Source organism: Mycobacterium tuberculosis H37Rv (assembly GCF_000195955.2).
In the GTDB taxonomy this organism is placed as follows: Bacteria; Actinomycetota; Actinomycetes; order Mycobacteriales; family Mycobacteriaceae; genus Mycobacterium; species Mycobacterium tuberculosis.
Genome location: NC_000962.3, coordinates 1,651,518 through 1,677,376, shown reverse-complemented (window position 1 = coordinate 1,677,376; position 25,859 = coordinate 1,651,518). Strand labels below are relative to the sequence as shown.

The following is a 25,859-nucleotide window of genomic DNA, read 5'->3' as shown; positions in this document are numbered from 1 at the left end:
CCTACACGTCCTTGAAGACCACCGCCGTGGCGCCGTCGATTTGCACCACGGTCACCGAGTCACCAGGTTCGAACACATCACCGTCGTTGAGCGGGCGCGCCGTCCACACCTGGCCGTCCAGCTTCACCTGACCCCCGTCGCGGGCCACCCGACCAAGCACCACCGCCTTCTTACCCTCCAGCGCCTCGATGCCCAGCTGCACACCTTTGGTCTGCGTCAGCCGGCGCCGCACCGCCGGCCGAACCAACACCAGCAGCAGCACCGAGACGAGGAGAAACACCGCCCCGTCGGCCCACATCGGCCAAGCCAGCAGCCAGCTGCTTACCGAGGCGGCCAGCGCACCGCCGCCGAGCATCAGCAAGAACATGTCGCCGGTCAGTGCCTCTGCGCCGACGAGCACCAACGCCGCGATAAGCCAGATCAAAGCGACGGGCATGCGCTTAGGATACGCGTGATCCGCGTCAGCCGGGTCGAACAACTACACTGCAAGATCATGTGGTGTCCCAGTGTTTCGCTGTCGATCTGGGCTAACGCTTGGCTCGCCGGCAAGGCTGCTCCCGACGACGTGTTGGATGCATTATCACTTTGGGCGCCAACGCAATCCGTCGCAGCTTATGATGCCGTGGCTGCGGGCCACACCGGGCTGCCGTGGCCCGACGTCCACGATGCTGGAACGGTCTCGCTCCTGCAGACACTGCGCGCCGCGGTGGGCCGGCGCCGACTGCGGGGGACGATCAATGTGGTGTTGCCGGTGCCGGGCGATGTGCGCGGGCTGGCTGCGGGAACACAGTTCGAGCACGACGCCCTTGCCGCCGGCGAGGCGGTGATCGTCGCCAACCCGGAGGATCCCGGCAGCGCCGTTGGCCTGGTCCCGGAGTTCTCCTATGGCGATGTCGACGAAGCCGCGCAGAGCGAGCCACTCACGCCCGAATTGTGTGCACTTTCTTGGATGGTGTATTCACTTCCCGGGGCCCCAGTGTTGGAACACTACGAGCTCGGCGATGCCGAATACGCGTTGCGGTCAGCGGTGCGCTCGGCCGCCGAAGCCTTGAGCACCATCGGACTGGGATCTAGCGACGTCGCCAAGCCCCGTGGCCTCGTCGAGCAGTTGCTCGAATCGTCACGGCAACACCGGGTTCCCGACCACGCGCCATCGCGCGCATTGCGGGTGCTCGAGAATGCCGCGCACGTCGATGCGATCATCGCGGTCAGTGCCGGGCTGAGTCGATTGCCGATCGGAACGCAGTCGTTGTCGGACGCTCAGCGTGCCACCGATGCGTTGAGACCGTTGACCGCCGTGGTGCGCTCGGCCCGGATGTCCGCGGTCACGGCGATCCTGCACTCGGCCTGGCCGGACTGACGCTAGCCACGCAGTGCGGCGGACGGCATGGCTGGCCGTTGATGCTGGACAGACAGCCCGGCACCGGATCGGGGCCACTCACCCGCGCAGGTATACGGCCGTAACGGAGTTCGTCGATCAAACCTCTGGCTAGTCGAGCGAACCGCGGGTCGGCATTGGGGGTGCTGGCCCGGGCGTACGCGATGCCCGCTGCCTCGGCTTGTAATCGCAACTCGTGGTCGAGATCCCACACCACCTCGATATGGTCGGCGACGAATCCAATGGGACACACGATCACCGCGTTGATGCCGGCCCCAGCCAGACCGGTGAGCTGGTCGGTAACGTCTGGCTCCAGCCAGGGCACCTGCGGCGGGCCCGATCTCGACTGCCAGGCCAGGTCAAAGTCGCAGTATCCGGCAGCGGCCGCGACCAGCCTTGTGGCGTAGGCGACTTGGCGGCTGTAGAGGTTGGGGCCACAGCGGCGGTCGGCGGCCGTCGGGATCGAATGCGCGGTGAACACCAGCCGGGCATCACCGCGCACGGTTGCGGCGGCCGCGGTGATGGCGTCGGCGAACATCTCGACGAACAGCGGATGGTCGAAGTAGGGCCGCAGTTTTACCAGTTCAGGCGCGTCGCGCCCGGCCGCGCGGCGGGCCCGCGCGATGTCCTCCACGTACTGTGTGCAGCTCGAGTAACCGCTCCACGCAGATGTCGCAAAGACCGCTGCACGCCGGACACCGTTGTCGCGCATGGCCGTAACGGCATCTTCTACATACGGCTCCCAGTTGCGGTTACCGAAGTACACCGGCAGTTCTTGCTGCGCCTCCAGCTCCGCGATCAGTGTGCGATTAATGCCATTGATCGGTGATACCCCACCGAAATGCAGGTAGTGCTCGGCCACCGCGTCCAACCGTTCGGCAGGCACACCGCGGCCCCGGGTAACGTTCTCCAGGAACGGCCGCACCTGCTCGGGCCCTTCCGGTCCGCCGAACGACAGCAGCAGGACGGCATCAAATTGCATGCGTTCTAGAGCAATTGGGTGTGCGCGCCGCCGTCGGCGTAGATGATGTCACCCGTGGTCGCCGGCAGCCAGTCAGACAGCAGCGCGCACACCGTCTTGGCGACCGGCGTCGCATCCTTCATGTTCCAGCCGATCGGAGCGCGCTGATCCCAGCCCTCCTCGAGCAGCTGGATCTGGGCGCCGGCCTCCTCGCCGAGCGCACCGCCGACGATCGCACTCATCGCCAGCGTCCGGATAGGGCCTGCGGCAACGAGATTCGAACGCACACCGTACTTGCCGGCCTCGCGCGCCACGAACCTGTTGACCGACTCCAACGCGCTCTTGGCGACCGTCATCCAGTTGTAGGCCGGCATCGCCCGGCTCGGGTCGAAGTCCATGCCGACGATGGAACCTCCGGGGTTCATGATCGGCAGCAGCGCCTTGGCCATCGAAGCATACGAATACGCCGAGATGTGGATGCCCTTGGACACATCCGCGTAGGGCGCGTCGAAGAACGGGTTGATGCCCATCCCGGTCTGCGGCATGAACCCAATCGAATGCACCACCCCGTCGAGCTTGTTGCCCGCCCCGATCGCCTCGGTCACCCGGCCGGCCAAGCTGGCCAGGTGCTCCTCGTTTTGCACGTCGAGTTCGAGCAGCGGGGCCTTTGCCGGCAGCCGGTCGGTGATGCGCTGAATCAGCCGCAGCCGGTCGAACCCGGTGAGCACCAGCTGGGCGCCCTGCTCCTGGGCTACCCGTGCGATGTGAAACGCGATCGACGAGTCGGTGATGATTCCGCTAACCAGAATCCGTTTGCCGTCCAGCAGTCCTGTCATGTGCGTCCTTGTGTTGTGTCAGTGGCCCATACCCATGCCGCCGTCGACCGGGATGACCGCACCGGAGATATAGCTCGCATCCTCGGAAGCCAGGAAGCTGACCACCCCGGCGACCTCGGCGGGGGTGCCGACCCGCTTCGCTGGGATAAATTGCAGCGCCCCCTGCTGAATCCGCTCATCCAGCGCGCGGGTCATATCGGTGTCGATGTAGCCCGGGGCCACCACATTCGCGGTCACGTTTGCCTTCGACAGCTCGCGGGCGATCGAGCGGGCCATGCCAATCACTCCGGCCTTGGAGGCTGCGTAGTTGGCCTGGTTGCCGATGCCCCAGCTGCCGGAGACCGAACCTATGAATATCATTCGACCGAATTTGTTGCGCTGCATGCTGCGCGATGCCCGTTGAGCCACCCGGAACGCCCCGGTGAGGTTGGCGTTGATGACCTTCTCGAACTTTTCCTCGGTCATCCGCATGAGGAATGCGTCCGCGGATAGGCCGGCGTTGGACACCAGCACCTCGACCGGACCCTGGTGCTCTTCTACCGCCGTGAAGGCGCGATCGACGGCGTCGCTGTCGGTGACGTCACATTCGACGCCAAACAGCCCCTTTGGCGCTCCGGATCCACGGTGGGTGACGGCCACCTTGTGGCCGTCGGCAGCCAGCCGCTGTGCGATCGCCAGCCCGATCCCCCGGTTTCCTCCGGTAACCAGGACTGAACGGGATACGAATGGGGGTTTGGCCCCTTCAGTGGCTGTGGCAGTCACCCCGACAACCTATCGTCTCGCCGCGGCCGGGCCGAAATCGGTATGTCCACGAGCGTAACGTGGCTGCGATTTCCGGCGGGAACTTTCGCACTGGGGTTACGCTCGTGACGTTTGTCGGTGTGACTCAGCACACTTCGACCATGACGGATCCCTTTCTGGGCAGCGAGGCCCTGGCTGCGGGTGTATTGACGCCCTACGAATTGCGCAGCAGGTATGTCGCGCTACATAAAGACGTGTACGTGCCGCAGGGTGTGGAACTGACCGCGCAATTGCGTGCAAAAGCGCTGTGGCTGCGCTCGCGCCGCCGCGGCGTGCTGGCCGGCTACTCGGCTTCTGCCTTCCATGGCGCCAAGTGGATCGACGCGGATCTTCCCGCCGCGATCATCGACACCAACCGCCGCCGTGCCCCGGGGCTGCAAGTCTGGGAAGAGCGCATCGAGCCCGACGAGATCTGCGTCATCGAGGGCATGCGCGTGACCACACCGGAGCGAACGGCGCTCGACCTGACCAGTCGATTTCCATTGGACCCCGCCGTCGCGGCCGTCGACGCCCTGATACAGGCCACCGATTTGAAGGTGGCCGACGTCGAGCCGCTGATCGAGCGCTATCGGGGCCGCCGTGGCATGAAGGCCGCAAGAGCCGCTCTGGACCTCGTCGACGGCGGTGCCCAGTCCCCCAAGGAAACCTGGCTGCGCTTGTTGTTGATCCGCGCCGGCTTTCCGCGCCCCCAGACGCAGATCGCGGTGCGCAACGAATGGGGCTGGGCGGAAGCCCATTTGGATATGGGCTGGCAAGACATCAAGGTCGCGGCCGAGTATGACGGCGACCACCATCTGACCAGTCGCTACCACTACCGGAAAGACATCCTCCGGCACGAGAAAGTCCAGCACCGCTACGGGTGGATCGTGGTCCGGGTCGTCGCCGAGGACCACCCCGCTGACATCATCCGCCGCGTGGGCGAGGCCCGCGCTTTCCGAGCGTAACCGCACTGCGAAAATCCGCGCCGGAAATCGCAGCCAGGTTACGCTCGCGGGCTGCCGGGGCCGCGGGAGAAGCTAAGTCGGCAACCGCCGGTTGATGAGCAGCGCCGCTAGCGCCGCCAACGCCAGCGCCAGCGCACCCAACCGCAACCAGCCGACGCTGGCGTCACCCTTGATGGTCTCGTAGCCGATCTGCTGCTGCAGCGACGAGTAAACGGCCCTCAGCTCGGCCAAAGTCGCCGCATTGTAGGAATTTCCACCGGAGAGCTGGGCGACCTTCTTCATCGTTTCGTCGTCGACGGGCACCGGTTGGCGCTGGTCGTTGATCTCGACGAAGCCGTATGGGGTGCCGAACGAGATCGTCGAAATCGGCACGCCCTGGTCCTTGGCGGTGCGGGCGGCGGTGTAGGCGCCCTTGGGGTTGTCCGGGTTGGTCGGCATCGTCTCCTTGCCGTCGGAGAACAGCACGATGCGCGCCGGCGGCGGCGTGTCGCCGCCACCGATCACCGCGCCAACCGTGGCGATGGCCTGCAGCGCGGTGAAGATCGCCTCCCCGGTGGCGGTACGGTCGGCGAACTGTAACTTGTCCAGCGCATTCTTGGTCGCCTCCCGGTTGGTCGTCGGCGACACCAGGACCGTCGCCGTGCCCGCGTAGGCAATCAATCCCAGATTGATGCCCGGGGTCAACTCGTCGGCGAACTGCTTGGCAGCCTCCTGCGCGGCCACCATCCGGCTGGGCTCGACGTCGGTGGCGCGCATCGACTGCGACACGTCGATCACCAACATCACCACCGCGCGGTTGCGGGGAATCCGGACGTCATGCGTCGGACCGGCCATCGCGATGGTGAACAGCAGCAGCGATAACACCAGCAGGATCGCCGGGACATGCCGCCAGCGGGATGGCCGCTTGGGTGCGACGCTCTCCAGCAACTCCATGTTGGCGAACCGCAGCATTCGCCGCTGGCGCGCCAGCTGCATCAGGATGTACAGCGCGACCAGTCCGGCCACGACAAACAGGAATAGGAAGAACCATGAATGCGCGAAGCCGGATAGCGTCATCGGCCCCAGCAACGGCAATGTCATAACTGACCCATCACTGGTGTCCCGCCAATGCCCCACGCCGGCGAGAGGCGACGAATCGTACGATATCGGCAAGCCAGTCGCGGTCGGTGCGAAGCGATAGCAAGGGTGCCCCGCAACCGCGGATGGTGCGCGCCACGTCGGCCCGGTGCGCCGCAGCTGCCCTAGCGAAGTCGTCGCGCAGCGCAGGGTCGATGCTGAACTCGCGCACAACCCCGGATTCGGCGTCCTGCAGCACCACATCACCCACGTCCGGCAATTCGACATCGCGCGGATCGAGCACTTCGATGGCCAGCACCTCATGGCGGGCTGCGATCGCCCGCAGCGGACGCATCCAGTTGATCGGGCCCAGAAAATCGCTGATGATCACCGCCATCCCGCGACGACGTTCGGGCCGGCGCAGCGCATCGATGGCAACCGCCAGGTCGCCGCGGACCCCCGCAGGGGCCTGCGGCATGGTCGCAATGGTGCGCAACATCGTGTGCTGATGTTGGCGCCCGGTGCGAGCCGGCACCCGAGTCATCGCGGCGCCGTTGGCGATCAGCGCACCGAGCCGGTTGCCGCCGCCGCTGTTGAGGAAGGTGATGGCAGCCGCCGCCGCCACCGCGAGGTCACGTTTCTCGCAGCAGGCGGTGCCAAAATCCAGGCTGGCCGACATGTCGACCACCAGCCAGGTTTCCAGTTCCCGGTCGGCGATCATCTGCCGGACATGCGGGTGAGTGGTGCGAGCGGTGACCGCCCAGTCCATCCGGCGGACATCGTCACCGGGCTGGTAGAGGCGCGACTCCCCTGGCTCCGAACCCGGCCCAGGTATCAGGCCGAGGTGATCGCCGTGCAAGACACCGTCGAGCTTCTGCTTGACGGTCAACTCGAGGGTGCGCAGCGCCGCCGCCAGCTTCGGGTCGTCGATGTCCCCGCGCAGCATCGACGGCGGATGCACCACCGCCGGCGCTTTGGATTCGGTCACCGGCCGCTCGCCGCGGCCGCGGCCTGCATCACCGGCGGCACCGAATGGCCTTGCTGTGGAACGGCATTCACCTGTGGCAGCGCCACAGTCTGCAGCACACGGTTGATGACGATCTCCGGTGAGATTTCGTCGGCGAGCGCGTCATAGGTGAGCACGAGCCGGTGTCGCAGCACATCAGGAATGACCTCGATGACGTCTTGCGGGATGACATAGTCACGGCCCCGGACCAGCGCCAGGGACCGTGCGGCGGCGATGATGCCCAGCGAAGCACGCGGGGATGCGCCGAACGCGACCCAGCTCTTCACGTCGTTCATCCCCAACTGCTCGGGTTTGCGGGTGGCGAAGACGACTCGAACGACATAGTCGACCAGCGCGTGGTGGACGAAGTTGTTGGCCGCTATCTCCTGCAGCCGCAGCAGGTCGCCCGTGCTCAGGATCTGCTTGGCCTGCGGCGGGGTAACACCCATACGGTAGATGATTTCGCGCTCTTCTTCGGGCGACGGGTAGCCCACGTTGATCTTGAACAGGAAGCGGTCCCGTTGCGCCTCCGGTAGCGGGTAGACGCCCTCGTGCTCGATCGGGTTCTGCGTCGCCATCACCAGGAACGGGCTGGGCATCGGGAAGGTCCTACCGCCGATGGACACATGGCGCTCCTGCATGACTTCCAGCAACGCCGACTGCACCTTCGCCGGAGCCCGGTTGATCTCGTCGGCGAGCAGGAAGTTGGCCACCACCGGTCCGAGTTCGGTGTCGAATTCCTCCCTGCCTTGCCGGTAGATGCGCGTCCCGATGATGTCGGTGGGCACCAGATCCGGGGTGAACTGGATGCGCGAAAATGTCCCGCCGACCACCCGAGCGAAGGTCTCCACCGCCAACGTCTTGGCCACGCCGGGAACGCCCTCAAGCAGCACATGCCCCTTGGACAGCAGGCCGACGAGCATCCGCTCCACCAGCTGGTCCTGGCCGACGATAATCCGCTTGACCTCGAAGATGGCCCGCTCCAGCGTGTGCACCTCGGCGGCCAGCCCCTCGGCACCACCGGGGGGCGCCTCGTGGGCTGGCGAAGCTGAATGCCCACCCGGGGTCTGGTAACCGCCGGCGCCCGCGGGGAACCCACCTGCTGATGTCATCAAAATCCTCCACAGCTCAATCGGACACGACTGCCGACATGACCAACGTCGCGGGGCAGCGACGCGCCCGCGTTCAACTATTCCAGGCCTCCTGGATTCCGTCGACGCCGCGGTGGTGCCCGGCAAATCACACCTGGCTCAGTATTCGATGATCCTAGTCACGAACGGCGTCATTCCGGCCTTTCGCACCGGGCTCACCGTGACTTTGCCGGCGCTTCCGGATGCCTCCAGCATTTGGCCGTTGCCCAGATACAGGGTGACGTGCTGGCCGCCGCCTGGGCCGTAAAAGATCAGGTCGCCGCGCTTGGCCTCAGCGGGCGGAACGTGGCGACCGGCGTTGTACTGATCACCGGAGAACCGCGGGATCAGCACGCCGACCCCGGCGAAGGCATACCGCACCAGACCTGAGCAGTCGAAGCCGACAGTGTTGGCCCCCGAGTCCACGCCCTTGCTGGGGCCCTGAAGCGAGCCACCACCCCACGAATAGGGCACCCCCATCTGCGACCCGGCCCGGCGAATCACATATTCGACGGCCTGACGGGCGTTGGCCCGCGGAATCCGGCTCGCGCCGGTTGTGGCGGCGCTGGGAGCGCTGGCAGCAGGGCCGCCGAGGTTGATTCCCAACCCACCGAGGAACTGCCTGCCCAAATCCAGCGTGGTCTGGGTGGCCTGGGCGGTGGCCTGCAACGACGCGTTGGCTACCGCCAGCGGATCTCCGGGCGCCCCCGCACTGACCAATGCCGGCAGCGTGGGATCCCATTGTCCGGGTTCGGCATCGGCGGGCGTTGCCACACCGACCATCAGGCCGGCAACCACCGCGGTGATCCAGGCCAGTTTGATCGGGTGAAAACGCGTGTGGCGCATGAATCCTCGTCTAGTACTCGATGTATCGGACCACATACGGGGTCATGCCAGCCGTGCGCACGGGCGCAACCCGCACCTTCAAACCGACGTCGGGCGCCTCGAGCATCTGGCCGTTGCCGAGGTAGATCGTCACGTGCTGGCTACCGTTCGGGCCGTAGAAGATGACGTCGCCGCGGCGCATCTGCGAGGACGGGATCTTGCGGCCCAGGTTGTACTGCGAACCCGAGTAGTGCGGCAGCTTGATGCCCACCCCAGCAAACGAGTACAACACCAGGCCTGAGCAGTCGAAGCCGACGGTGCCGGCCCCGGAGTCGATGCCCTTGCTCGGGCCCGCGGCATTGCCGCCGCCCCAGGAATAGGGCACCCCGATCTGTGACATGCCGCGGCGGATCACGTATTCAGAAGCCTGGCGCCCATAAACTCGCGGAATCCGGCCCTGGGCCGAGCCCGCCGGAGCGTTGGTGATGCCGGTATCGGTGGGCTGCAAGATGCCCAGCTGCTCCAGGAACTTGCGCCCCATATTGGCGGTGACCTGCGCTGACGTTGCCGAGATCCCCAACACCTGGTTCACTACCGCGATCGGGTCGCCGGGGATGTTGGCGCTGGGGATCATGGGCAGCGTGGGGTCCCACAAGCCATCCCATGCACGCCCACCGGCAGGGCCCGATCCGGGATCCCACATCCGGAACGGCGGCGCACCCTGACCACCCTCCGAGGACCAGGCAACCAACCTGGCCGCCTGCAGTCGGGCTTGAGCCGCATCGCGCTCGGCGGCCAGGCGTTGGACCTCCTCGCGCTGTTCATCGAACTTCCGCCGGGTCTCGGTGAGCGCCGCCACCGCGGCATCCTGGCTGGCCTTTGCGTCGGCGGCGGCCTTATCAGCCTTCTGCTTGGCTAGCCGCGCCGCCGACTCCGTGTTCACCCGCTCGGTCCGGGCCCGCTGCAGGTTGGCCATCACCGCTTGGGAACTGGCGCTAAGGGTCTTGGCGGCGGTCACAGTGGCAATGATCTCGTCGGGGCTGCTCGCGCTGAGGTAGCTGACCGAGGGACCGTTCATGTAGGTGGCCGCCGCGAAGGTGTCGAACCGGTGCTGAGCCGCGGCGATCGCCGCGTTGGCGTCCTTAACCGCGCGCTGGCTGACCTCCAGGTCGTCTTCGGCCGCGGCAGCGTTGTCCCGAGCGGTTTCCACGTCGACCATCGCCTTGTTAACGCTTTCCTGTTCGGCCTGAACCTCGTCGCTCAGGTCTTGCAGGCGCTGGTTGGCCTTGGCGACGTCGGCAATCAGCGCGGCGATGGTGTCCGTCTGTGGATCGGCGGTAGCCAGCCCCGGTGTGCATACCAGCAGGGCCACACTCAAAGCCGACGGAATTGCCGGACGGACAAACCGTGCGGCCGGTCGCGCTGGCGAGCCACGGCGATTCCGTCTCATTCGACTCAGATCTCCTAGGGCTCAACTCGGAGGGACAGCGCAGGTCAACGCCAACGACACCACAAGCATCATTTGCACCGTACGTCACATCTGACGCTATGGAAACGTAAGTCACAAACTGCCCCCGGTACGTGCGACTAATGTGACCCAACGGTGACCTCGCGCGTTTGCCGCAAACAACCGCCCGGTTAGCGCGGCAACACGAGAAGAGATAGATGTGGCTGGCTAGACGCCTTGATTGAGATCGTCCCCCGCCCCTGGGGCGGCGTCAGTCGACGTTGCTGACCTCCTCCCGCGCAGTTGCATCAACCGAGCACCCACAGCCGCTGCCAGCACACCGATCAGCAAAACAATGGTCAGCGCGCTCCAGGGAAACTCGGGTGTGCTCAGCTCATGGACAAAGTTCTGCGCGGACTGCACCGGATTGCCGGTCTTGGAATGGTCTTCCCCGGCCTCGAGCGTGACCCGGGGGTATTGCGTGCTGTAACTGCCGACATAGTTCGGGCTGAGCACCAAGACGGTGGCATCCGAGTAGTCGGCCCCGACAACGGTCGCGATGTCACGCAGCGGTGTGTCATTGGGCGGGTTGTGGTCGAGCAGCACGATCTTGAGATCGATGCCCTCGTCGCGAGCGTGCTGGACCACCTCGAGCAGGCCCGGCGTGGCCGCCGGTGGAGCGCTGACACCGAGTGCGGCGACCTCCGCTTTGACCGCGGTCATGTCGACGTCTTGCGGAATGTAGCTGGGCAGGAACGGGATCGTCTGAGGAAAATATGGCCCGGTCATCGCATCCTTCCTGCCGACGTGCTACTGGCACGTTACGCGCTGCTCGCACTTCGGCGCGCACCCACACGGCAACAAAGCAGGACAAGCGTACTGCTAGGCTGACACCACGCCGTCGACACGGCCCGTCGGCGGGCGAACCAAATCCCTGGGAGTTGATGTGACTAGCAAATCTGTGAACTCATTCGGAGCCCACGACACCCTGAAGGTCGGCGAAAAGAGTTACCAGATCTATCGTCTCGACGCCGTCCCCAATACCGCGAAACTCCCCTACAGCCTCAAAGTGCTCGCCGAGAACCTGTTGCGCAACGAGGACGGCAGCAACATCACCAAGGACCACATCGAGGCCATCGCCAACTGGGACCCTAAGGCCGAGCCCAGCATCGAGATCCAGTACACGCCCGCCCGGGTGGTGATGCAGGACTTCACCGGCGTACCGTGCATCGTCGACTTGGCCACCATGCGCGAGGCGATCGCCGATCTGGGCGGCAACCCGGACAAGGTCAACCCGCTGGCGCCCGCAGACTTGGTGATCGACCACTCGGTGATCGCCGATTTGTTCGGCCGCGCCGACGCATTCGAGCGCAACGTCGAAATCGAATACCAGCGCAACGGTGAGCGTTACCAATTCCTGCGCTGGGGCCAAGGCGCTTTCGACGACTTCAAAGTGGTGCCGCCGGGCACCGGCATCGTGCACCAGGTCAATATCGAGTACCTGGCCAGCGTGGTGATGACTCGCGACGGAGTGGCCTACCCCGACACCTGCGTGGGCACCGACTCACACACCACCATGGTCAACGGCCTGGGTGTGCTCGGGTGGGGTGTCGGCGGCATCGAGGCGGAGGCCGCGATGCTGGGTCAGCCGGTATCGATGCTGATCCCGCGGGTCGTGGGTTTCAGGTTGACCGGCGAGATCCAGCCGGGAGTCACCGCCACCGACGTGGTGTTGACCGTCACCGAGATGCTGCGCCAGCACGGCGTCGTCGGCAAATTCGTCGAGTTCTACGGCGAGGGCGTGGCCGAGGTGCCGCTGGCCAACCGCGCCACCCTGGGCAACATGAGTCCCGAATTCGGTTCCACCGCAGCGATTTTCCCGATCGACGAAGAAACCATCAAGTATCTGCGGTTTACCGGTCGCACGCCGGAGCAGGTCGCACTGGTCGAGGCCTACGCCAAGGCGCAGGGCATGTGGCACGATCCCAAGCACGAGCCGGAGTTCTCGGAATACCTCGAACTCAACCTATCCGACGTGGTGCCGTCGATCGCCGGACCAAAGCGTCCACAGGACCGAATCGCGTTGGCGCAAGCCAAATCAACATTCCGCGAGCAGATTTACCACTATGTCGGCAATGGTTCCCCGGATTCCCCCCACGACCCGCACTCGAAGCTGGACGAGGTAGTCGAGGAGACATTCCCGGCCAGCGACCCGGGGCAGCTGACGTTCGCCAACGACGACGTCGCCACTGACGAAACCGTGCACTCGGCTGCCGCGCATGCCGATGGCCGGGTGAGCAACCCAGTGCGGGTGAAGTCGGACGAACTCGGCGAATTCGTGCTCGACCACGGCGCGGTGGTGATTGCCGCGATCACGTCCTGCACCAACACCTCCAACCCCGAAGTAATGCTGGGCGCGGCGCTGCTGGCCCGCAACGCCGTCGAAAAGGGACTGACCTCGAAGCCGTGGGTGAAGACCACGATTGCCCCGGGCTCGCAAGTGGTCAACGACTACTACGACAGATCCGGCCTGTGGCCGTATCTGGAGAAGCTCGGCTTCTATCTGGTCGGCTACGGCTGCACCACCTGCATCGGCAACTCCGGGCCGCTGCCCGAGGAAATCTCAAAAGCGGTTAACGACAACGACCTTTCGGTGACCGCGGTACTGTCCGGCAACCGGAACTTCGAGGGCCGTATCAACCCAGACGTGAAGATGAACTACCTGGCATCGCCGCCGCTGGTCATCGCCTACGCGCTGGCCGGGACCATGGACTTCGACTTCCAAACCCAGCCGCTCGGTCAAGACAAAGACGGTAAGAACGTTTTTCTCCGCGATATCTGGCCATCGCAGCAGGATGTCTCCGACACCATCGCCGCGGCGATCAACCAGGAGATGTTCACCCGCAACTACGCCGACGTGTTCAAGGGCGACGACCGCTGGCGCAACCTGCCAACCCCGAGCGGCAACACCTTTGAGTGGGACCCGAATTCGACCTACGTGCGCAAGCCGCCGTATTTCGAGGGGATGACAGCCAAACCCGAACCGGTCGGCAACATCAGCGGTGCCCGGGTGCTGGCGCTGCTCGGTGATTCGGTGACCACCGACCACATCTCCCCCGCCGGCGCCATCAAGCCCGGAACTCCCGCGGCGCGCTACCTCGACGAACACGGTGTCGACCGCAAGGACTACAACTCCTTCGGTTCTCGCCGCGGCAACCACGAGGTGATGATTCGTGGCACCTTCGCCAACATCCGGCTGCGTAACCAACTGCTAGACGACGTGTCCGGCGGTTATACCCGCGACTTCACCCAGCCGGGCGGTCCGCAGGCGTTCATCTACGACGCCGCGCAGAACTATGCGGCGCAACACATTCCGCTGGTTGTGTTCGGCGGCAAAGAGTACGGGTCGGGTTCGTCACGGGACTGGGCGGCCAAAGGCACATTGCTACTGGGCGTGCGGGCGGTGATCGCCGAGTCATTCGAGCGGATCCACCGGTCCAACCTGATCGGCATGGGCGTGATCCCGCTGCAGTTCCCCGAAGGAAAGTCAGCGTCGTCGTTGGGACTCGACGGTACCGAGGTCTTCGACATCACCGGTATCGACGTGCTTAACGACGGCAAGACACCCAAGACGGTGTGCGTCCAGGCCACCAAGGGCGACGGCGCCACGATCGAGTTCGACGCCGTGGTGCGCATCGACACCCCCGGTGAGGCGGACTACTACCGCAACGGCGGCATCCTGCAGTACGTGCTGCGCAACATACTGAAGTCAGGCTGACCGAGCGCCCGTGCCCAAGGTCAGCGAGGACCATCTGGCGGCTCGCCGCCGTCAGATCCTCGACGGTGCGCGCCGTTGCTTTGCCGAATACGGCTATGACAAGGCCACGGTCCGGCGCCTGGAACAGGCAATCGGGATGTCGCGCGGTGCGATCTTTCACCACTTCCGCGACAAGGACGCGCTGTTTTTCGCGCTGGCGCGCGAGGATACCGAGCGAATGGCGGCTGTAGCATCCCGCGAAGGCCTCATCGGTGTGATGCGCGACATGCTTGCCGCGCCCGACCAGTTCGACTGGCTGGCCACCAGGTTGGAGATCGCACGCAAGCTGCGCAACGACCCTGACTTCAGCCGCGGCTGGGCGGAGCGCTCCGCGGAATTGGCGGCGGCGACCACCGATCGGCTGCGCCGGCAAAAGCAGGCTAACCGAGTGCGTGACGATGTGCCTAGCGACGTTTTGCGGTGCTACCTGGACCTGGTGCTCGACGGATTGCTGGCCCGGCTGGCCTCCGGCGAAGACCCGCAGCGGCTAGCCGCCGTCCTCGACCTGGTGGAGAACTCGGTGCGTCGGTCTTGACATGCGCTGACTGTGAATCTGACGACGCGACACGCCGCTGTCGCGTCGTCAGATTCACAATCGGCGGATCAACGCGGCCGGGAACGGCGATTGGGGCCGCCGCGGCCGCGCATCGTGGTGCCTGACTCGCGCAGCATGCTGTGAATAGATCCGTACGACCGGCCGGTGGTGGCCGCCAGGTTGCGGATACTGGCCCCGCCCTCGTAGGCGTTGCGCAACTCGCGCAGCAGCTGATCGCGCGTCTTCTTTGACTTCCGCATCGGTACCCTCCGTCGATCCCAGGCACCTAGCCTAAGAACCCGCCGCCGCCCCGGTGGTGCTTTGGCCGAAATCGTTACGCGGCAGCCGCATCTAGGTCAGGCCAGCTCGATGAGATCTCGATACTCGTCGGACCAGTAGTCCTCGGTGCCGTCGGGCAACAGCACCACCCGTTGGGGACCGAGCGCCGCGGCCGCCCCGGGATCATGCGTCACCAGCACCACCGCACCTCGGTAGCTGCGCAGCGCGTCGAGCACCTGCTCGCGCGAGGCCGGATCGAGATTGTTGGTCGGTTCATCGAGCAGCAGCACATTCGCGGTGGAGGCCACCAAGCCGGCCAGCGCGAGCCGGGTCTTCTCACCGCCGGAGAGCGTGCCGGCCGGCTGCTCGAGCTGCGGACCGGTGAACATGAACGCACCCAGCAGGCCGCGCAGGTCCTGTTCGCCGGCATCCGGTGCCGCGTGCCGGACGTTCTCCCAAACGGTGGCATCGTTGTCGAGCGTGTCGTGCTCCTGCGCGAAATAGCCGATCCGTAAACCGTATCCGGGTTCCAGCACTCCGGTGTCGGGCTGCTCGACACCGGCCAGCAATCGCAGCAGCGTGGTCTTGCCGGCACCGTTGAGTCCGAGTATGACCACCCGCGAGCCGCGGTCGATGGCCAAGTCGACACCGGTGAAGACTTCCAGCGAGCCATACGTCTTGCCCAGACCGTTGGCCACCAGCGGTGTGCGTCCACACGCCGCCGGGGTGGGGAACTTGATCCGGGCCACCTTGTCGGCGACTCGCTCCTCGTCGAGTGCGGCCATCATCCGATCGGCGCGGCGCAACATGTTCTGGGCCGCAACGGCTTTGGTGGCCTTGGCGCCCAACTTGGCGGCCTGTGCACGCAGCGCGGCCGCCTTGCGTTCGGCGTTAGCGCGTTCCCGGATGCGACGTTGCTCGTCGGTGGCCCGAGCGTCGACGTAGCGCTGCCAGCCCATGTTGTAAACATCGACCTGGCCGCGCACGGCATCCAGGAACCACACTTTATTGACGACATCGGCCACCAGGTCCACGTTGTGGCTGATGACCACCAGCCCGCCCGTATGCAAGCGCAGGAAGTCCCGCAGCCAGCCCAGCGAATCAGCGTCGAGGTGGTTAGTCGGCTCGTCGAGCAACAAGGTGGTGGAATTTCCAGCGCCACTCTCGGACGCGGCGAACAAAATGCGGGCTAGTTCCACCCGGCGGCGCTGACCTCCGGAAAGGGTACGCAGCCGCTGGGTCAGCACCCGCTCGGGCAAGCCTAGGCTGGCGCAGATGCGGCCGGCTTCGCTTTCGGCGCCATAGCCGCCCAGCGCGACGAATCGCTCCTCGAGCTGACCGTAACGGCGGATGGCGCGGTCACGCTCGTCCTCGTCGGCGACCTCGGCCATCAACGCCTGCTGCTTCTCCAGATCAGTGAGCAGGACGTCCAGTCCGCGGGCGGACAGCACCCGGTCACGGGCCAGCACGTCGAGATCGCCAACTTTGGGATCCTGTGGCAGGTAGCCGATTTCGCCGGCACGGGTAACCGACCCGGCATAGGGTTCGACCTCCCCCGCCAGAATGCGCAGCGTGGTGGTCTTGCCGGCACCGTTACGTCCGACCAGCCCGATACGATCGCCGGGCTGCACACGCAGGTCGGGGCCGTCGGGTGCGAGCAGGATGCGCGCGCCAGCGCGGACCTCGAGGTCCGTAGCTGTGATCACATTCGCTCCCTGGTCGTCGGTTGTCTTGGGCGCTGTTACGTGTCATCGGTGAACACCGGCGCCCGCTGCTCGGCCCGTGCGGCAACCGCTTCTTCGAAGTTGGCGGTGAGCAGCCGGACGAAGAGCTGCCCCAAGCCCTCGGCCTGCATGTGCGCCTCCAGACTGGCGGCGTCCAGTCCACTCCACAGCGTACGTTTGGTCAACTCAATTCCCGGCCGCGAGAATCCCGCCATCCGTGCGGCGATCGCGTAGCAGGCATCTAGCAGCTGTTCATCGGGTACCTGACGGGATACCAGCCCGATCCTCTCGGCTTCCTCGGCGCTGACGTCGCGACCGGTCAACATGATCTCGAACGCACGTGAGGATCCAATGGCCCTGGGCAACAGGTAGCTCAGCCCCAATTCGCTGGCGGTCAGCCCGTTGTTGATACCGGCGGCCCGGAAGTAGGCGCTACTCGAGGCCACCCGAATGTCTGCAGCCAGTGCCAGGCACAGCCCACCACCGATGGCGGGGCCGTTGACCGCGGCGATCACCGGCTGGTGCAGCCGTCGCAGCATTAAGATGACGTCATCGAGGAGCTCCATCGAACGCAGCGCGTAGGTGGGCCGAGTCAAGTTCTCGACGTGCGGCACCACCCCCGCCGACTTGTGATCCGCACCCGGAGAAAACCCTCGACCCGCGCCGGTCAGCACCACCACCCGCACCGAGTTGTCGTAGCTGACCTGCGCTAAGGCCTCTTTGAGCGGCACCATGACATCGAATGCCATGGAGTTCATCCGCTCCGGCCGGTTGAGGGTAATCTGCGCGATCTCGGGCCGCGGGTGTTCGACGAGGACCAAACTCACCGTTGAACGGTACCCGGCGACGACTTGCGCCGCGCAGCGGTGGGGCACAGCCGGGCGCCTGGCGCCCGGTCAGGCTTGTTGGGCTCGCCCGTTCTGGGTGGTGGCTTCGCCGGCCTCCACCTCGTAGGCCTTGAGCTGCTGCACCAGGCTCTCCAATGCTGCCGGCGGCAGCGCGCCGGCCTGGTTGAACAACAACTTGCCGTTCTTGAAGGCCATGATCGTGGGGATGGATCGGATCTGAGCGGCCGCTGCAAGCTCTCGTTCGGCTTCGGTGTCGACCTTGGCGTGCACCACGTCGGGGTGTTTTTCCGACGACTCGGCAAAGGTCGGCGCGAACGCGCGGCACGGGCCGCACCAGGAGGCCCAATAATCGACGAGCACCATGTCGCTGCTTTGGATGGTTTCGTTGAACTGTGCGGCAGTGAGGTCTCGGGTAGTCACGCCTGCCTCAACGCCTCAGGATGAAGTCTTTGTTCCAGGGCCGATACCTTCGCCGGCCGGGGACTTGAAGGTGTATGCCCGGAGTTGTTGCACCAGATTGTCCATGATCGCGGGATTGGCGATGCCGGCTTGTTTGAAGACCAGCTTGCCTTTCTTGAAGGCCATCAGCGTGGGCAACAACTTGACCCCGGCGATCGAGGCCAGATCTTTCTCGGTTTCGATGTTGACTTTGCCATGCACGACGTCAAAGTGTTTCCGCGACGACGCCTCGTAGGTCGGTGTGAACAGGTCGCACGGGGCGCACAGCGGTGCCCAAAAGTACACAAGCACGTTGCTGTTGGCGGAGATGGTCTGTTGGAAATACGCCGCCGTGAGGTCTCGAGTGGTCACGGGCACCCCTAACGCAGCCCTGGTCAGTTCTGCGACATCGAGCCTAACGCGCAGCCGAAGCCGCGGCCCGCCACGACCGGTTGGTCAATAGCCGCATGCCGTTGAGGGCCACCAGCACAGTGGACCCTTCGTGACCCACCACACCCAGTGGCAGCGGCAGCTGCCCAAAAAGGTCCCACAGCACCAGGACGGCGATGAAGGTGGCCGCGATGGCCAGGTTGACGGTGACCACCCGGCGCGCCTGCCGTGCCAACCCGATGATCGTCGGGATGGTGTGCAGTTCGTCCCGTATGGTCACCCCGTCTGCGGTCTGTAGGGTCAGATCGGCGCCGGCGCCCATGGCGACAGCGGCGCGGGCGGCGGCCATGGCGGGAGCGTCGTTGACGCCGTCGCCGACGAGCAGCACCTGGTGACCACCGGCCTGCAGGTTGCGCACGACTTCAACCTTCTGCTCGGGCAGCAATGCGGCTCGCACATCGGTGATCCCGGCGTTCCGAGCGACCCGCCAAGCCGCTCGCCCGTTGTCACCCGTGAGCAGCACCGGTGGTGCGGCGGTCAATGCAGCCATCGCCGCGACGGACTCCACGGCATCCGGACGAAGCTGATCGGTGAGCCCGAGCACACCGATGGCAACTCCATCCAACAAGACGATGGCGGCAGTGGCGCCGGCAGAAAGGAGCGGCGCCAGCTCTGCTAGCGGTGCACCGCGGTAGCTTTGCGGGCTGGCGATCTCGACGAAATCGTTGCCCACCAGGGCGTGGACCCCGCAGCCCGGGACCGCGCGGAAGTCCTTGGCGGGCGGTATGGCGATACCACGCCGACGAGCTTCCGCGACGATCGCCCGGCCAAGCGGGTGCTCGCTGGATTGTTCTGCGGCAGCTGCCAATTGCAACAATCGCCGGGCATCGACCACGTTGGGGTCCAGCGGTGCGACGGAAGCCAGTCGCGGGATGCCACGGGTCAGCGTACCGGTCTTGTCCAAAGCGACGATGCTGGTATCGGCCAGGCGTTCGACGACCACCGCGGATTTGACCAGCACCCCATGACGGCCTGCGTTGGCGATCGCCGAAAGCAGCGGCGGCATGGTGGCCAGCACCACCGCGCATGGCGATGCCACGATCATGAAGGTCATGGCGCGCAGCAGCACCGGCCGCAGGTCGGCGCCGAACATCAGCGGAATAACGATGAGGGCAAGGGTGGCCGCGACCATGCCCAGGGAGTAGCGTTGCTCGATTTTCTCAATGAACAGTTGGGTTTTGGCCTTCGTCGCCGAAGCGTCGGCGACCAGTTCGACGATGCGGGCTACCACGGTCTGGCTCGGGTCACGGGTGACCACCAGATGCAATACACCCGATCCGTTCACGGTGCCGGCGAACACCTCGTCACCGCGGGCCTTGGCCACCGGCATCGATTCACCGGTGATCGAGCGTTGGTCGACGTCGCTAGCCCCCGACAGCACCGCACCGTCTGCGGGTATCCGGTCCCCCGGCCGCACCACCACCCGGTCCCCCACCACCAGCTCGCTGGCCGCCACCACCCGTTCGCTGCCGTCGCCCTGGACCACCACCGCCTGATCCGGCGCGAGGTCCAGCAGGCCTTTGACCGATTCCGCGGTGTGTCTGGTGGCAATGTCATCCAGCGCACCGGACGTGGCGAAGATCACGATCAGCAGCGCGCCGTCGAAGATCTGCCCAATCGCGACCGCTCCGACCGCCGCGGCAATCATCAGCAGATCCACATCAAGTGCCTTGTTCCGCAACGCTTGTGCGCCCGCCCATGCCGAGCCCCAGCCGCCGGCCAGATAACAGGCCAGGTAAAGCGTCCACCACATGGCCTCGGGAGCACCGTTCAGTTGCGCCACTAGTCCGGCGAGAAACAGCAGCAGCGCCACGGTGGCCCAGCGCACGGAGACTACCGACCACAGCGCGGCTCCCCAGCTCAATGGGTGGGGAATGGTCTTTGAAACGCGGTCGAAAGGAGCCTCCGCGGCAGTTACTTCACAAGCGGTCAAGGTCATTCCGGCGGCCTCACGACAGGGGTGCGAATTCGTCAGGATGAACCGAGTGTAGGGACGCAGGAACGACCAAAAATCTCGATTGCATTGCGGTATGCGATTGAATTGGTCACTGGCACAAGGCAAGCGGGGCCACTAACGGATTAACCATTCTGGCGGGGTGCGTTACCCCGAAACGGGTGAAGCGGCCGCTGGATCGCGATAAGATACGTCGGTCGCTAGCTCTTCATTGCGGAGGTGCCAGATGTCGTTCGTGGTCGCGAATACGGAGTTCGTGTCGGGAGCGGCGGGGAATCTCGCGCGCCTCGGTTCGATGATTAGCGCGGCCAACTCGGCCGCGGCGGCCCAGACGACCGCTGTCGCGGCCGCAGGCGCCGATGAGGTGTCGGCGGCGGTCGCGGCGTTGTTCGGCGCGCACGGCCAGACCTATCAGGTGCTCAGCGCCCAAGCCGCGGCGTTTCACAGCCAGTTCGTGCAAGCCCTGTCCGGCGGCGCGCAGGCGTACGCCGCCGCGGAGGCCACCAACTTTGGCCCCTTGCAGCCGCTATTCGACGTCATCAACGCGCCCACCCTGGCGCTGTTGAACCGTCCGCTGATCGGCAACGGCGCCGATGGGACCGCGGCGAACCCCAACGGCCAGGCCGGCGGACTCCTGATCGGCAATGGCGGCAACGGCTTCTCGCCCGCTGCCGGCCCCGGCGGCAACGGCGGCGCCGCCGGACTGCTGGGCCACGGCGGCAACGGCGGCGTGGGCGCCCTGGGCGCCAACGGCGGCGCCGGCGGCACCGGCGGGTGGCTGTTCGGCAACGGCGGGGCCGGCGGCAATAGCGGCGGTGGCGGCGGTGCCGGCGGCATCGGCGGCTCCGCCGTGCTCTTCGGGGCCGGCGGCGCGGGTGGCATCAGCCCCAACGGCATGGGAGCCGGTGGCTCTGGAGGCAACGGCGGGCTGTTTTTTGGCAACGGCGGTGCTGGCGCCAGCAGCTTCCTCGGCGGAGGTGGCGCCGGCGGCAGGGCCTTCCTGTTCGGCGACGGTGGTGCCGGCGGGGCAGCCCTATCCGCGGGTAGCGCTGGGCGTGGCGGCGATGCCGGGTTCTTCTATGGCAACGGCGGCGCCGGCGGCAGCGGAGCCGGGGGGGCATCGAGCGCCCACGGCGGGGCCGGCGGCCAGGCCGGGTTGTTCGGCAACGGCGGGGAAGGCGGCGATGGCGGCGCGTTGGGCGGCAACGGCGGCAACGGTGGCAACGCCCAGCTGATCGGTAACGGCGGTGACGGCGGCGACGGCGGCGGGGCCGGCGCCCCCGGGCTCGGCGGCAGGGGCGGGCTGCTGCTCGGCCTGCCCGGCGCGAACGGAACATAGTCGCCGCAGTTCCGCCCTCCCACCGCAGGTTACGGTTGCGTACGTTCTTCCCGCTCGGAGAGACTGGGCCCGATCAGGGCCGATCAGCCACCTGAAGGGAACCGCATTGGGACACTACATCGCCAATGTCCGCGATCTCGAGTTCAACCTGCTCGAAGTCCTTGATATCGGCGCGGTCCTGGGCACCGGACGCTACAGCGATCTGGACGTCGACACGGTCCGCACCATCTTGGCCGAAGCGGCGCGGCTGGCCGAGGGTCCGATCGCCGAATCCTTCGGCTACGCCGACCGCAACCCACCGGTCTTCGACCCGAACACCCACTCCATCAGCGTGCCCGACGAGTTGGCCAAGACAGTGCAGGCAATCAAGGAGGCCGGCTGGTGGCGGCTGGGCCTGGCCGAGGAGATCGGTGGCATGCCAGCGCCGCCGCCGCTGGCATGGGCCGTCAACGAAATGATCTACTGCGCCAACCCGTCGGCGTGCTTTTTCAACCTGGGCCCGGTGCTGGCCCAGTCCCTTTACATCGAGGGCAATGATGAGCAACGCAGGTGGGCGGCCGAGGGCGTGCAGCGCGGCTGGCAGGCCACCATGGTGCTCACCGAGCCCGACGCCGGTTCCGATGTCGGCGCGGGTCGAACCAAAGCGTTCGAACAACCCGACGGCACCTGGCACATCGAGGGCGTCAAGCGGTTCATCTCCGGTGGGGATGTCGGCAATACCGCGGAGAACATCTTCCATTTGGTGTTGGCCCGACCTGAGGGCGCCGGCCCAGGCACCAAGGGGTTGAGCCTGTTCTACGTTCCCAACTACCTCTTCGACCCCGATACGTTCGAGCTCGGCGCCCGCAACGGCGTCTACGTGACCGGCCTGGAACACAAGATGGGCTTAAAGTCCTCTCCGACATGCGAATTGACGTTCGGCGGTGCCGACGTGCCCGCCGTTGGCTATCTGGTCGGCGGCGTGCACAACGGGATTGCGCAGATGTTCACGGTGATTGAGCATGCTCGCATGACCATCGGAGTTAAGTCCGCCGGCACATTGTCGACGGGCTATCTCAACGCACTCGCCTTCGCCAAGGAGCGGGTGCAGGGCGCGGATCTGACCCAGATGACGGATAAGACGGCGCCGCGGGTCACAATCATGCACCACCCCGACGTGCGGCGCAGCCTGATGACCCAAAAGGCCTATGCCGAAGGCCTGCGGGCGCTGTACCTGTATGCCGCTGCTCACCAGGACGACGCTGTGGCCCAACGGGTTTCGGGTGCCGATCACGACATGGCGCACCGCGTGGACGATCTGCTGCTGCCCATCGTCAAGGGCGTGGGTTCAGAACGCGCCTACGAAATCCTCACCGAGTCGCTGCAGACGCTGGGCGGCTCGGGCTTTCTGGTCGACTATCCCCTCGAGCAGTACATCCGTGACGCCAAGATCGATTCCCTCTACGAGGGCACCACGGCGATCCAGGCACTGGACTTCTTCTTCCGCAAGATCGTGCGCGATCACGGCAAGGCTTTGCAATTTGTGCTGGCTCAGGTCACCCACACCGTCGAGAACATTGACCCGTCGCTAAAACCGCAAGCCGAGCTGCTGCGCACCGCGCTCGACGACATCACGGCAATGACGGGCGCGCTGACCGGGTACCTGATGTCCGCCGCGCAGCACTCCAGCGACATCTACAAGGTGGGGCTCGGATCCGTGCGCTATTTGCTCGCCGTGGGCGACTTGCTCATCGGCTGGCGGCTGCTCGTGCTGGCCGGGGTCGCACACGCCGCACTGGCCGACGGGCCATCGCAGAACGATGAAGCGTTCTATCGGGGCAAGATCGCGGTCGCGGCGTTCTTTGCGAAGAACATGCTGCCGAAACTGACCGGGGTGCGCAGTGTCATCGAAAACATCGACGACGACATCATGCGCGTGCCCGAAGACGCCTTCTGAGGCGGGTTTCGCTCGCACCGCCCGCCGAACGTGAACTCACGGCGGTATTTTGCCGGATTCTCCGCCCTCAGTTCACGTTCGGCGACGCGCCGGTTCAGACGGTGAAGCCGAGCGCCCGCAATTGTTCGCGGCCGTCTTCGGTGATCTTGTCCGGGCCCCACGGCGGGTTCCACACCCAGTTGATGCGGATGTCGTCGACCAGGCCACTGCCGACCAGCGCGCTGCGCGACTGATCCTCGATGACATCGGTCAGCGGGCACGCCGCCGACGTGAGGGTCATGTCGATCAGCGCGACGGTCCCTTCGTCACCGTCTTGCACGTCCAAGCCGTAGACCAGGCCCAGGTCAACGACGTTGATCCCCAGCTCCGGGTCGACGACGTCGCGCATCGCCTCCTCGACGTCGGCGAGCAATTCCTCAGCCGGTGCGCTGGTTTCGCTCATCTGTAACCTCCTCGAAGGCTTCGCTGGCTTGGGCCAGCGCATCTTTGAACGCCATCCATCCGAGCAGCGCGCATTTCACCCGGGCCGGGTATTTGGCCACCCCGGCGAACGCGACCCCATCGCCTAAGACGTCCTCGTCGCCTGGCACGGTCCCGCGGGAGGACACCATTTCGGTGAAGGCGTCGACGATGTTCAGCGCCCGCGGCACGCGTTGTCCGATTACCTGTTCGGTGAGCACCGAGGTCGCGGCCTGGCTGATCGAACAGCCTTGTCCGTCATAGGAAACGTCGGTGACCCTGGTGCCGTCCTCGGACAACGCGACCCGCAGCGTGACCTCGTCGCCGCAGATCGGGTTCACGTGATACACCTGGGCGCCGAACGGCTCCCGCAGCCCCCGATGCTGCGGATGCTTGTAGTGATCGAGGATCACGTCCTGATAGATCTGCTCCAGACGCAACGTCACGCTCTTCCAAAGAAATGCCGGGATCGCCGCACGCCGGCCACCAAGCGGTCCACCTCGTCTGCGGTGTTGTACACCGCGAACGACGCCCGCGCGGTGGCGGCCAGACCGAACCTGCGGTGCAGCGGCAGCGCGCAGTGGTGCCCGACCCGCACCGCCACGCCGCCGTCGTCGAGTACCTGACCCACGTCGTGCGCGTGCACGCCCTCGACGACGAACGCCACCGGCGACCCTCGGTCCCGCATCGACGTCGGGCCAAGGATCCGCACACCGTCGATGCCGGACAGGCCTTCGATGGCCGCGGCTACCAGCTCCCGCTCGTGGGCCTCCACCGCGGCCATGCCGATCGCGCCGAGATAGCGGGCCGCGGCGGCCAACCCGACCACCTGGGAGGTCATCGGGGTACCGGCCTCGAACCGTTGCGGCGCCGGCGCGTAGGTGGCGCCTTCCATGGTCACCGTTTCGATCATCGAACCGCCGGTGAGAAATGGGGGCATCTGCGCTAGCAGCTCACGGCGGCCGTACAGCACACCGATTCCGTTGGGGCCCAGCATTTTATGTCCGGAAAACGCGGCGAAGTCGACGCCGAGTTCGTGCAGGTCAACCGGCTGGTGCGGCACCGACTGGCAGGCGTCCAGCACGGTCAGCGCACCCGACTGGTGGGCGCGGGAGACCAGCTCGCTCACCGGTGTCAGCACCCCGGTCACATTGGAATGATGGGTGAACGCAACGACTTTGACACGGTCGTCCAGATACAGCGAGTCCAGGTCGATGCGCCCGTCGTCAGTCACCCCGTACCAGCGCAATGTGGCCCCGGTGCGCCGGGCCAGCTCCTGCCACGGGATCAGGTTGGCGTGATGCTCCAGCTCGGTGGTGACGATCACGTCGCCGGGGCCGACGGCACGCTCGAAACGGCTGTCCCCCAGCACATATGACACCAGGTTGAGCGCCTCGGTGGCATTTTTGGTGAACACCAGCTCGTCCGTGTCGGCGCCGACGAATAACGCGATGTCCGCGCGGCCCTGCTCGTAGGCGTCGGTCGCCTCCTCCATCAGCTGGTGCGCGCCACGATGGACCGCGCCGTTGGACGCGGTCAGGAACTCGCGCTCGGCGTCGAGGACCTGCAGCGGGCGTTGTGAGGTGGCGCCGGAGTCCAAATACGCCAACGGGTTTCCACCCCGCATGATGCGCTTGAGGATGGGGAAATCGGCGCGAATCGCCGCCAGATCGAGCGAGTTCACCGAGGCCGTCAT

General features: G+C 65.8%; 25 protein-coding genes. 6 read left to right on the top strand and 19 right to left on the bottom strand.

What is annotated here, in order from left to right; all coding sequences use genetic code 11:
* Window position 1 precedes the first annotated feature (1 nt).
* On the bottom strand, window positions 2-436 hold the full coding sequence (locus tag Rv1487; protein ID NP_216003.1) for a hypothetical protein: 435 nt from the start codon (window positions 434-436) through the stop codon (window positions 2-4).
* A gap of 57 nt (window positions 437-493) precedes the next feature.
* Here Rv1487 and Rv1486c point away from each other — a divergent pair, with 57 nt between their 5' ends.
* Window positions 494-1,360 (top strand): hypothetical protein, encoded by an 867-nt coding sequence (locus Rv1486c; protein ID NP_216002.2) that lies wholly within the window; start codon window positions 494-496, stop codon window positions 1,358-1,360.
* Here the strand turns inward: Rv1486c and hemZ are convergent.
* Genes hemZ through fabG1 form a run of 3 tightly spaced genes read right to left on the bottom strand, consistent with a single transcriptional unit; the run spans window position 1,326 to window position 3,937 of the window.
* The gene (gene hemZ / locus Rv1485) at window positions 1,326-2,360 is read right to left on the bottom strand and encodes a ferrochelatase (RefSeq protein NP_216001.1); all 1,035 of its coding nucleotides are present in this window, start codon (window positions 2,358-2,360) and stop codon (window positions 1,326-1,328) included. The genes Rv1486c and hemZ overlap by 35 nt on opposite strands.
* 5 nt (window positions 2,361-2,365) lie before the next feature.
* Window positions 2,366-3,175, bottom strand: a complete 810-nt coding sequence (inhA, locus tag Rv1484) for an NADH-dependent enoyl-[ACP] reductase (RefSeq protein ID NP_216000.1) — start codon at window positions 3,173-3,175, stop codon at window positions 2,366-2,368.
* Between the two features lie 18 nt (window positions 3,176-3,193).
* A complete protein-coding gene (gene fabG1 / locus Rv1483) occupies window positions 3,194-3,937 on the bottom strand; it encodes a 3-oxoacyl-ACP reductase FabG (RefSeq protein ID NP_215999.1) in 744 nt (247 codons plus the stop codon).
* Between the two features lie 140 nt (window positions 3,938-4,077).
* Here fabG1 and Rv1482c point away from each other — a divergent pair, with 140 nt between their 5' ends.
* Window positions 4,078-4,920, top strand: coding sequence for a hypothetical protein (locus Rv1482c; protein ID NP_215998.2), 843 nt, complete (start codon window positions 4,078-4,080; stop codon window positions 4,918-4,920).
* Window positions 4,921-4,992: 72 nt separating this feature from the next.
* On the opposite strand, the gene Rv1481 is transcribed toward Rv1482c, so the two are convergent.
* From Rv1481 to Rv1476, 6 genes are all read right to left on the bottom strand, one after another.
* Window positions 4,993-6,000 carry a membrane protein gene (locus Rv1481; protein NP_215997.1) on the bottom strand — a complete coding sequence of 336 codons (1,008 nt, stop codon included), beginning with the start codon at window positions 5,998-6,000 and terminating at the stop codon, window positions 4,993-4,995.
* 10 nt (window positions 6,001-6,010) lie between these two features.
* The gene (locus Rv1480) at window positions 6,011-6,964 is read right to left on the bottom strand and encodes a hypothetical protein (protein ID NP_215996.1); all 954 of its coding nucleotides are present in this window, start codon (window positions 6,962-6,964) and stop codon (window positions 6,011-6,013) included.
* Entirely contained in the window at window positions 6,961-8,094 is a 1,134-nt protein-coding gene (gene moxR1 / locus Rv1479; RefSeq protein YP_177816.1) for a transcriptional regulator MoxR1, read from the bottom strand. The genes Rv1480 and moxR1 overlap by 4 nt, the downstream gene beginning before the upstream one ends.
* 138 nt (window positions 8,095-8,232) lie before the next feature.
* Window positions 8,233-8,958 carry a peptidoglycan endopeptidase RipB gene (locus Rv1478; protein NP_215994.1) on the bottom strand — a complete coding sequence of 242 codons (726 nt, stop codon included), beginning with the start codon at window positions 8,956-8,958 and terminating at the stop codon, window positions 8,233-8,235.
* Between the two features lie 10 nt (window positions 8,959-8,968).
* Entirely contained in the window at window positions 8,969-10,387 is a 1,419-nt protein-coding gene (gene ripA, locus Rv1477) for a peptidoglycan endopeptidase RipA (protein NP_215993.1), read from the bottom strand.
* A gap of 225 nt (window positions 10,388-10,612) precedes the next feature.
* Complete coding sequence (locus tag Rv1476) at window positions 10,613-11,173, bottom strand: membrane protein (RefSeq protein ID NP_215992.1); 561 nt, start codon at window positions 11,171-11,173, stop codon at window positions 10,613-10,615.
* A gap of 157 nt (window positions 11,174-11,330) precedes the next feature.
* On the opposite strand from Rv1476, the gene acn reads away from it, so the two are divergent.
* The gene (gene acn / locus Rv1475c; RefSeq protein NP_215991.1) at window positions 11,331-14,162 is read left to right on the top strand and encodes an iron-regulated aconitate hydratase; all 2,832 of its coding nucleotides are present in this window, start codon (window positions 11,331-11,333) and stop codon (window positions 14,160-14,162) included.
* A 10-nt stretch (window positions 14,163-14,172) separates the two neighbouring features.
* Window positions 14,173-14,736: a transcriptional regulator gene (locus Rv1474c; protein NP_215990.1), complete on the top strand. Its 564-nt coding sequence runs from the start codon at window positions 14,173-14,175 to the stop codon at window positions 14,734-14,736.
* Between the two features lie 68 nt (window positions 14,737-14,804).
* On the opposite strand, the gene Rv1473A is transcribed toward Rv1474c, so the two are convergent.
* From Rv1473A to ctpD, 6 genes are all read right to left on the bottom strand, one after another.
* Window positions 14,805-14,996 carry a transcriptional regulator gene (locus Rv1473A; RefSeq protein YP_177644.1) on the bottom strand — a complete coding sequence of 64 codons (192 nt, stop codon included), beginning with the start codon at window positions 14,994-14,996 and terminating at the stop codon, window positions 14,805-14,807.
* A 96-nt stretch (window positions 14,997-15,092) separates the two neighbouring features.
* Entirely contained in the window at window positions 15,093-16,721 is a 1,629-nt protein-coding gene (locus tag Rv1473; protein ID NP_215989.1) for a macrolide ABC transporter ATP-binding protein, read from the bottom strand.
* Window positions 16,722-16,756: 35 nt separating this feature from the next.
* The gene (echA12, locus tag Rv1472) at window positions 16,757-17,614 is read right to left on the bottom strand and encodes an enoyl-CoA hydratase EchA12 (RefSeq protein ID NP_215988.1); all 858 of its coding nucleotides are present in this window, start codon (window positions 17,612-17,614) and stop codon (window positions 16,757-16,759) included.
* A gap of 21 nt (window positions 17,615-17,635) precedes the next feature.
* Window positions 17,636-18,007, bottom strand: a complete 372-nt coding sequence (trxB1, locus tag Rv1471; protein YP_177815.1) for a thioredoxin — start codon at window positions 18,005-18,007, stop codon at window positions 17,636-17,638.
* A 15-nt stretch (window positions 18,008-18,022) separates the two neighbouring features.
* Complete coding sequence (gene trxA / locus Rv1470; protein ID NP_215986.1) at window positions 18,023-18,397, bottom strand: thioredoxin TrxA; 375 nt, start codon at window positions 18,395-18,397, stop codon at window positions 18,023-18,025.
* 43 nt (window positions 18,398-18,440) lie between these two features.
* The gene (ctpD, locus tag Rv1469; protein ID NP_215985.1) at window positions 18,441-20,414 is read right to left on the bottom strand and encodes a cobalt/nickel-exporting P-type ATPase; all 1,974 of its coding nucleotides are present in this window, start codon (window positions 20,412-20,414) and stop codon (window positions 18,441-18,443) included.
* 241 nt (window positions 20,415-20,655) lie between these two features.
* Between ctpD and PE_PGRS29 the strand changes: the two genes are divergently transcribed.
* Both PE_PGRS29 and fadE15 read left to right on the top strand, forming a co-directional pair.
* Entirely contained in the window at window positions 20,656-21,768 is a 1,113-nt protein-coding gene (PE_PGRS29, locus tag Rv1468c; RefSeq protein YP_177814.1) for a PE-PGRS family protein PE_PGRS29, read from the top strand.
* Window positions 21,769-21,874: 106 nt separating this feature from the next.
* On the top strand, window positions 21,875-23,704 hold the full coding sequence (fadE15, locus tag Rv1467c) for an acyl-CoA dehydrogenase (protein NP_215983.1): 1,830 nt from the start codon (window positions 21,875-21,877) through the stop codon (window positions 23,702-23,704).
* A 94-nt stretch (window positions 23,705-23,798) separates the two neighbouring features.
* On the opposite strand, the gene Rv1466 is transcribed toward fadE15, so the two are convergent.
* From Rv1466 to csd, 3 genes are read right to left on the bottom strand one after another with little or no spacing between them, the layout of a single operon-like run.
* On the bottom strand, window positions 23,799-24,146 hold the full coding sequence (locus Rv1466) for a hypothetical protein (protein ID NP_215982.1): 348 nt from the start codon (window positions 24,144-24,146) through the stop codon (window positions 23,799-23,801).
* Window positions 24,121-24,609, bottom strand: coding sequence for a nitrogen fixation related protein (locus Rv1465; RefSeq protein ID NP_215981.1), 489 nt, complete (start codon window positions 24,607-24,609; stop codon window positions 24,121-24,123). The genes Rv1466 and Rv1465 overlap by 26 nt, the downstream gene beginning before the upstream one ends.
* Window positions 24,606-25,859: a cysteine desulfurase gene (gene csd, locus Rv1464; protein ID NP_215980.1), complete on the bottom strand. Its 1,254-nt coding sequence runs from the start codon at window positions 25,857-25,859 to the stop codon at window positions 24,606-24,608. Before csd ends, Rv1465 begins: the two co-directional genes overlap by 4 nt.

Coding starts and splice junctions, on each gene's coding strand:
- Rv1473A (YP_177644.1), bottom strand. CDS start 14,996: ATGCGGAAGTCAAAGAAGACGCGCGATCAGCTGCTGCGCGAGTTGCGC.
- PE_PGRS29 (YP_177814.1), top strand. CDS start 20,656: ATGTCGTTCGTGGTCGCGAATACGGAGTTCGTGTCGGGAGCGGCGGGG.
- moxR1 (YP_177816.1), bottom strand. CDS start 8,094: ATGACATCAGCAGGTGGGTTCCCCGCGGGCGCCGGCGGTTACCAGACC.
- Rv1478 (NP_215994.1), bottom strand. CDS start 8,958: ATGCGCCACACGCGTTTTCACCCGATCAAACTGGCCTGGATCACCGCG.
- ripA (NP_215993.1), bottom strand. CDS start 10,387: ATGAGACGGAATCGCCGTGGCTCGCCAGCGCGACCGGCCGCACGGTTT.
- ctpD (NP_215985.1), bottom strand. CDS start 20,414: ATGACCTTGACCGCTTGTGAAGTAACTGCCGCGGAGGCTCCTTTCGAC.
- csd (NP_215980.1), bottom strand. CDS start 25,859: ATGACGGCCTCGGTGAACTCGCTCGATCTGGCGGCGATTCGCGCCGAT.
- Rv1466 (NP_215982.1), bottom strand. CDS start 24,146: ATGAGCGAAACCAGCGCACCGGCTGAGGAATTGCTCGCCGACGTCGAG.
- Rv1481 (NP_215997.1), bottom strand. CDS start 6,000: ATGACATTGCCGTTGCTGGGGCCGATGACGCTATCCGGCTTCGCGCAT.
- Rv1487 (NP_216003.1), bottom strand. CDS start 436: ATGCCCGTCGCTTTGATCTGGCTTATCGCGGCGTTGGTGCTCGTCGGC.
- Rv1486c (NP_216002.2), top strand. CDS start 494: ATGTGGTGTCCCAGTGTTTCGCTGTCGATCTGGGCTAACGCTTGGCTC.
- Rv1482c (NP_215998.2), top strand. CDS start 4,078: ATGACGGATCCCTTTCTGGGCAGCGAGGCCCTGGCTGCGGGTGTATTG.
- Rv1476 (NP_215992.1), bottom strand. CDS start 11,173: ATGACCGGGCCATATTTTCCTCAGACGATCCCGTTCCTGCCCAGCTAC.
- inhA (NP_216000.1), bottom strand. CDS start 3,175: ATGACAGGACTGCTGGACGGCAAACGGATTCTGGTTAGCGGAATCATC.
- hemZ (NP_216001.1), bottom strand. CDS start 2,360: ATGCAATTTGATGCCGTCCTGCTGCTGTCGTTCGGCGGACCGGAAGGG.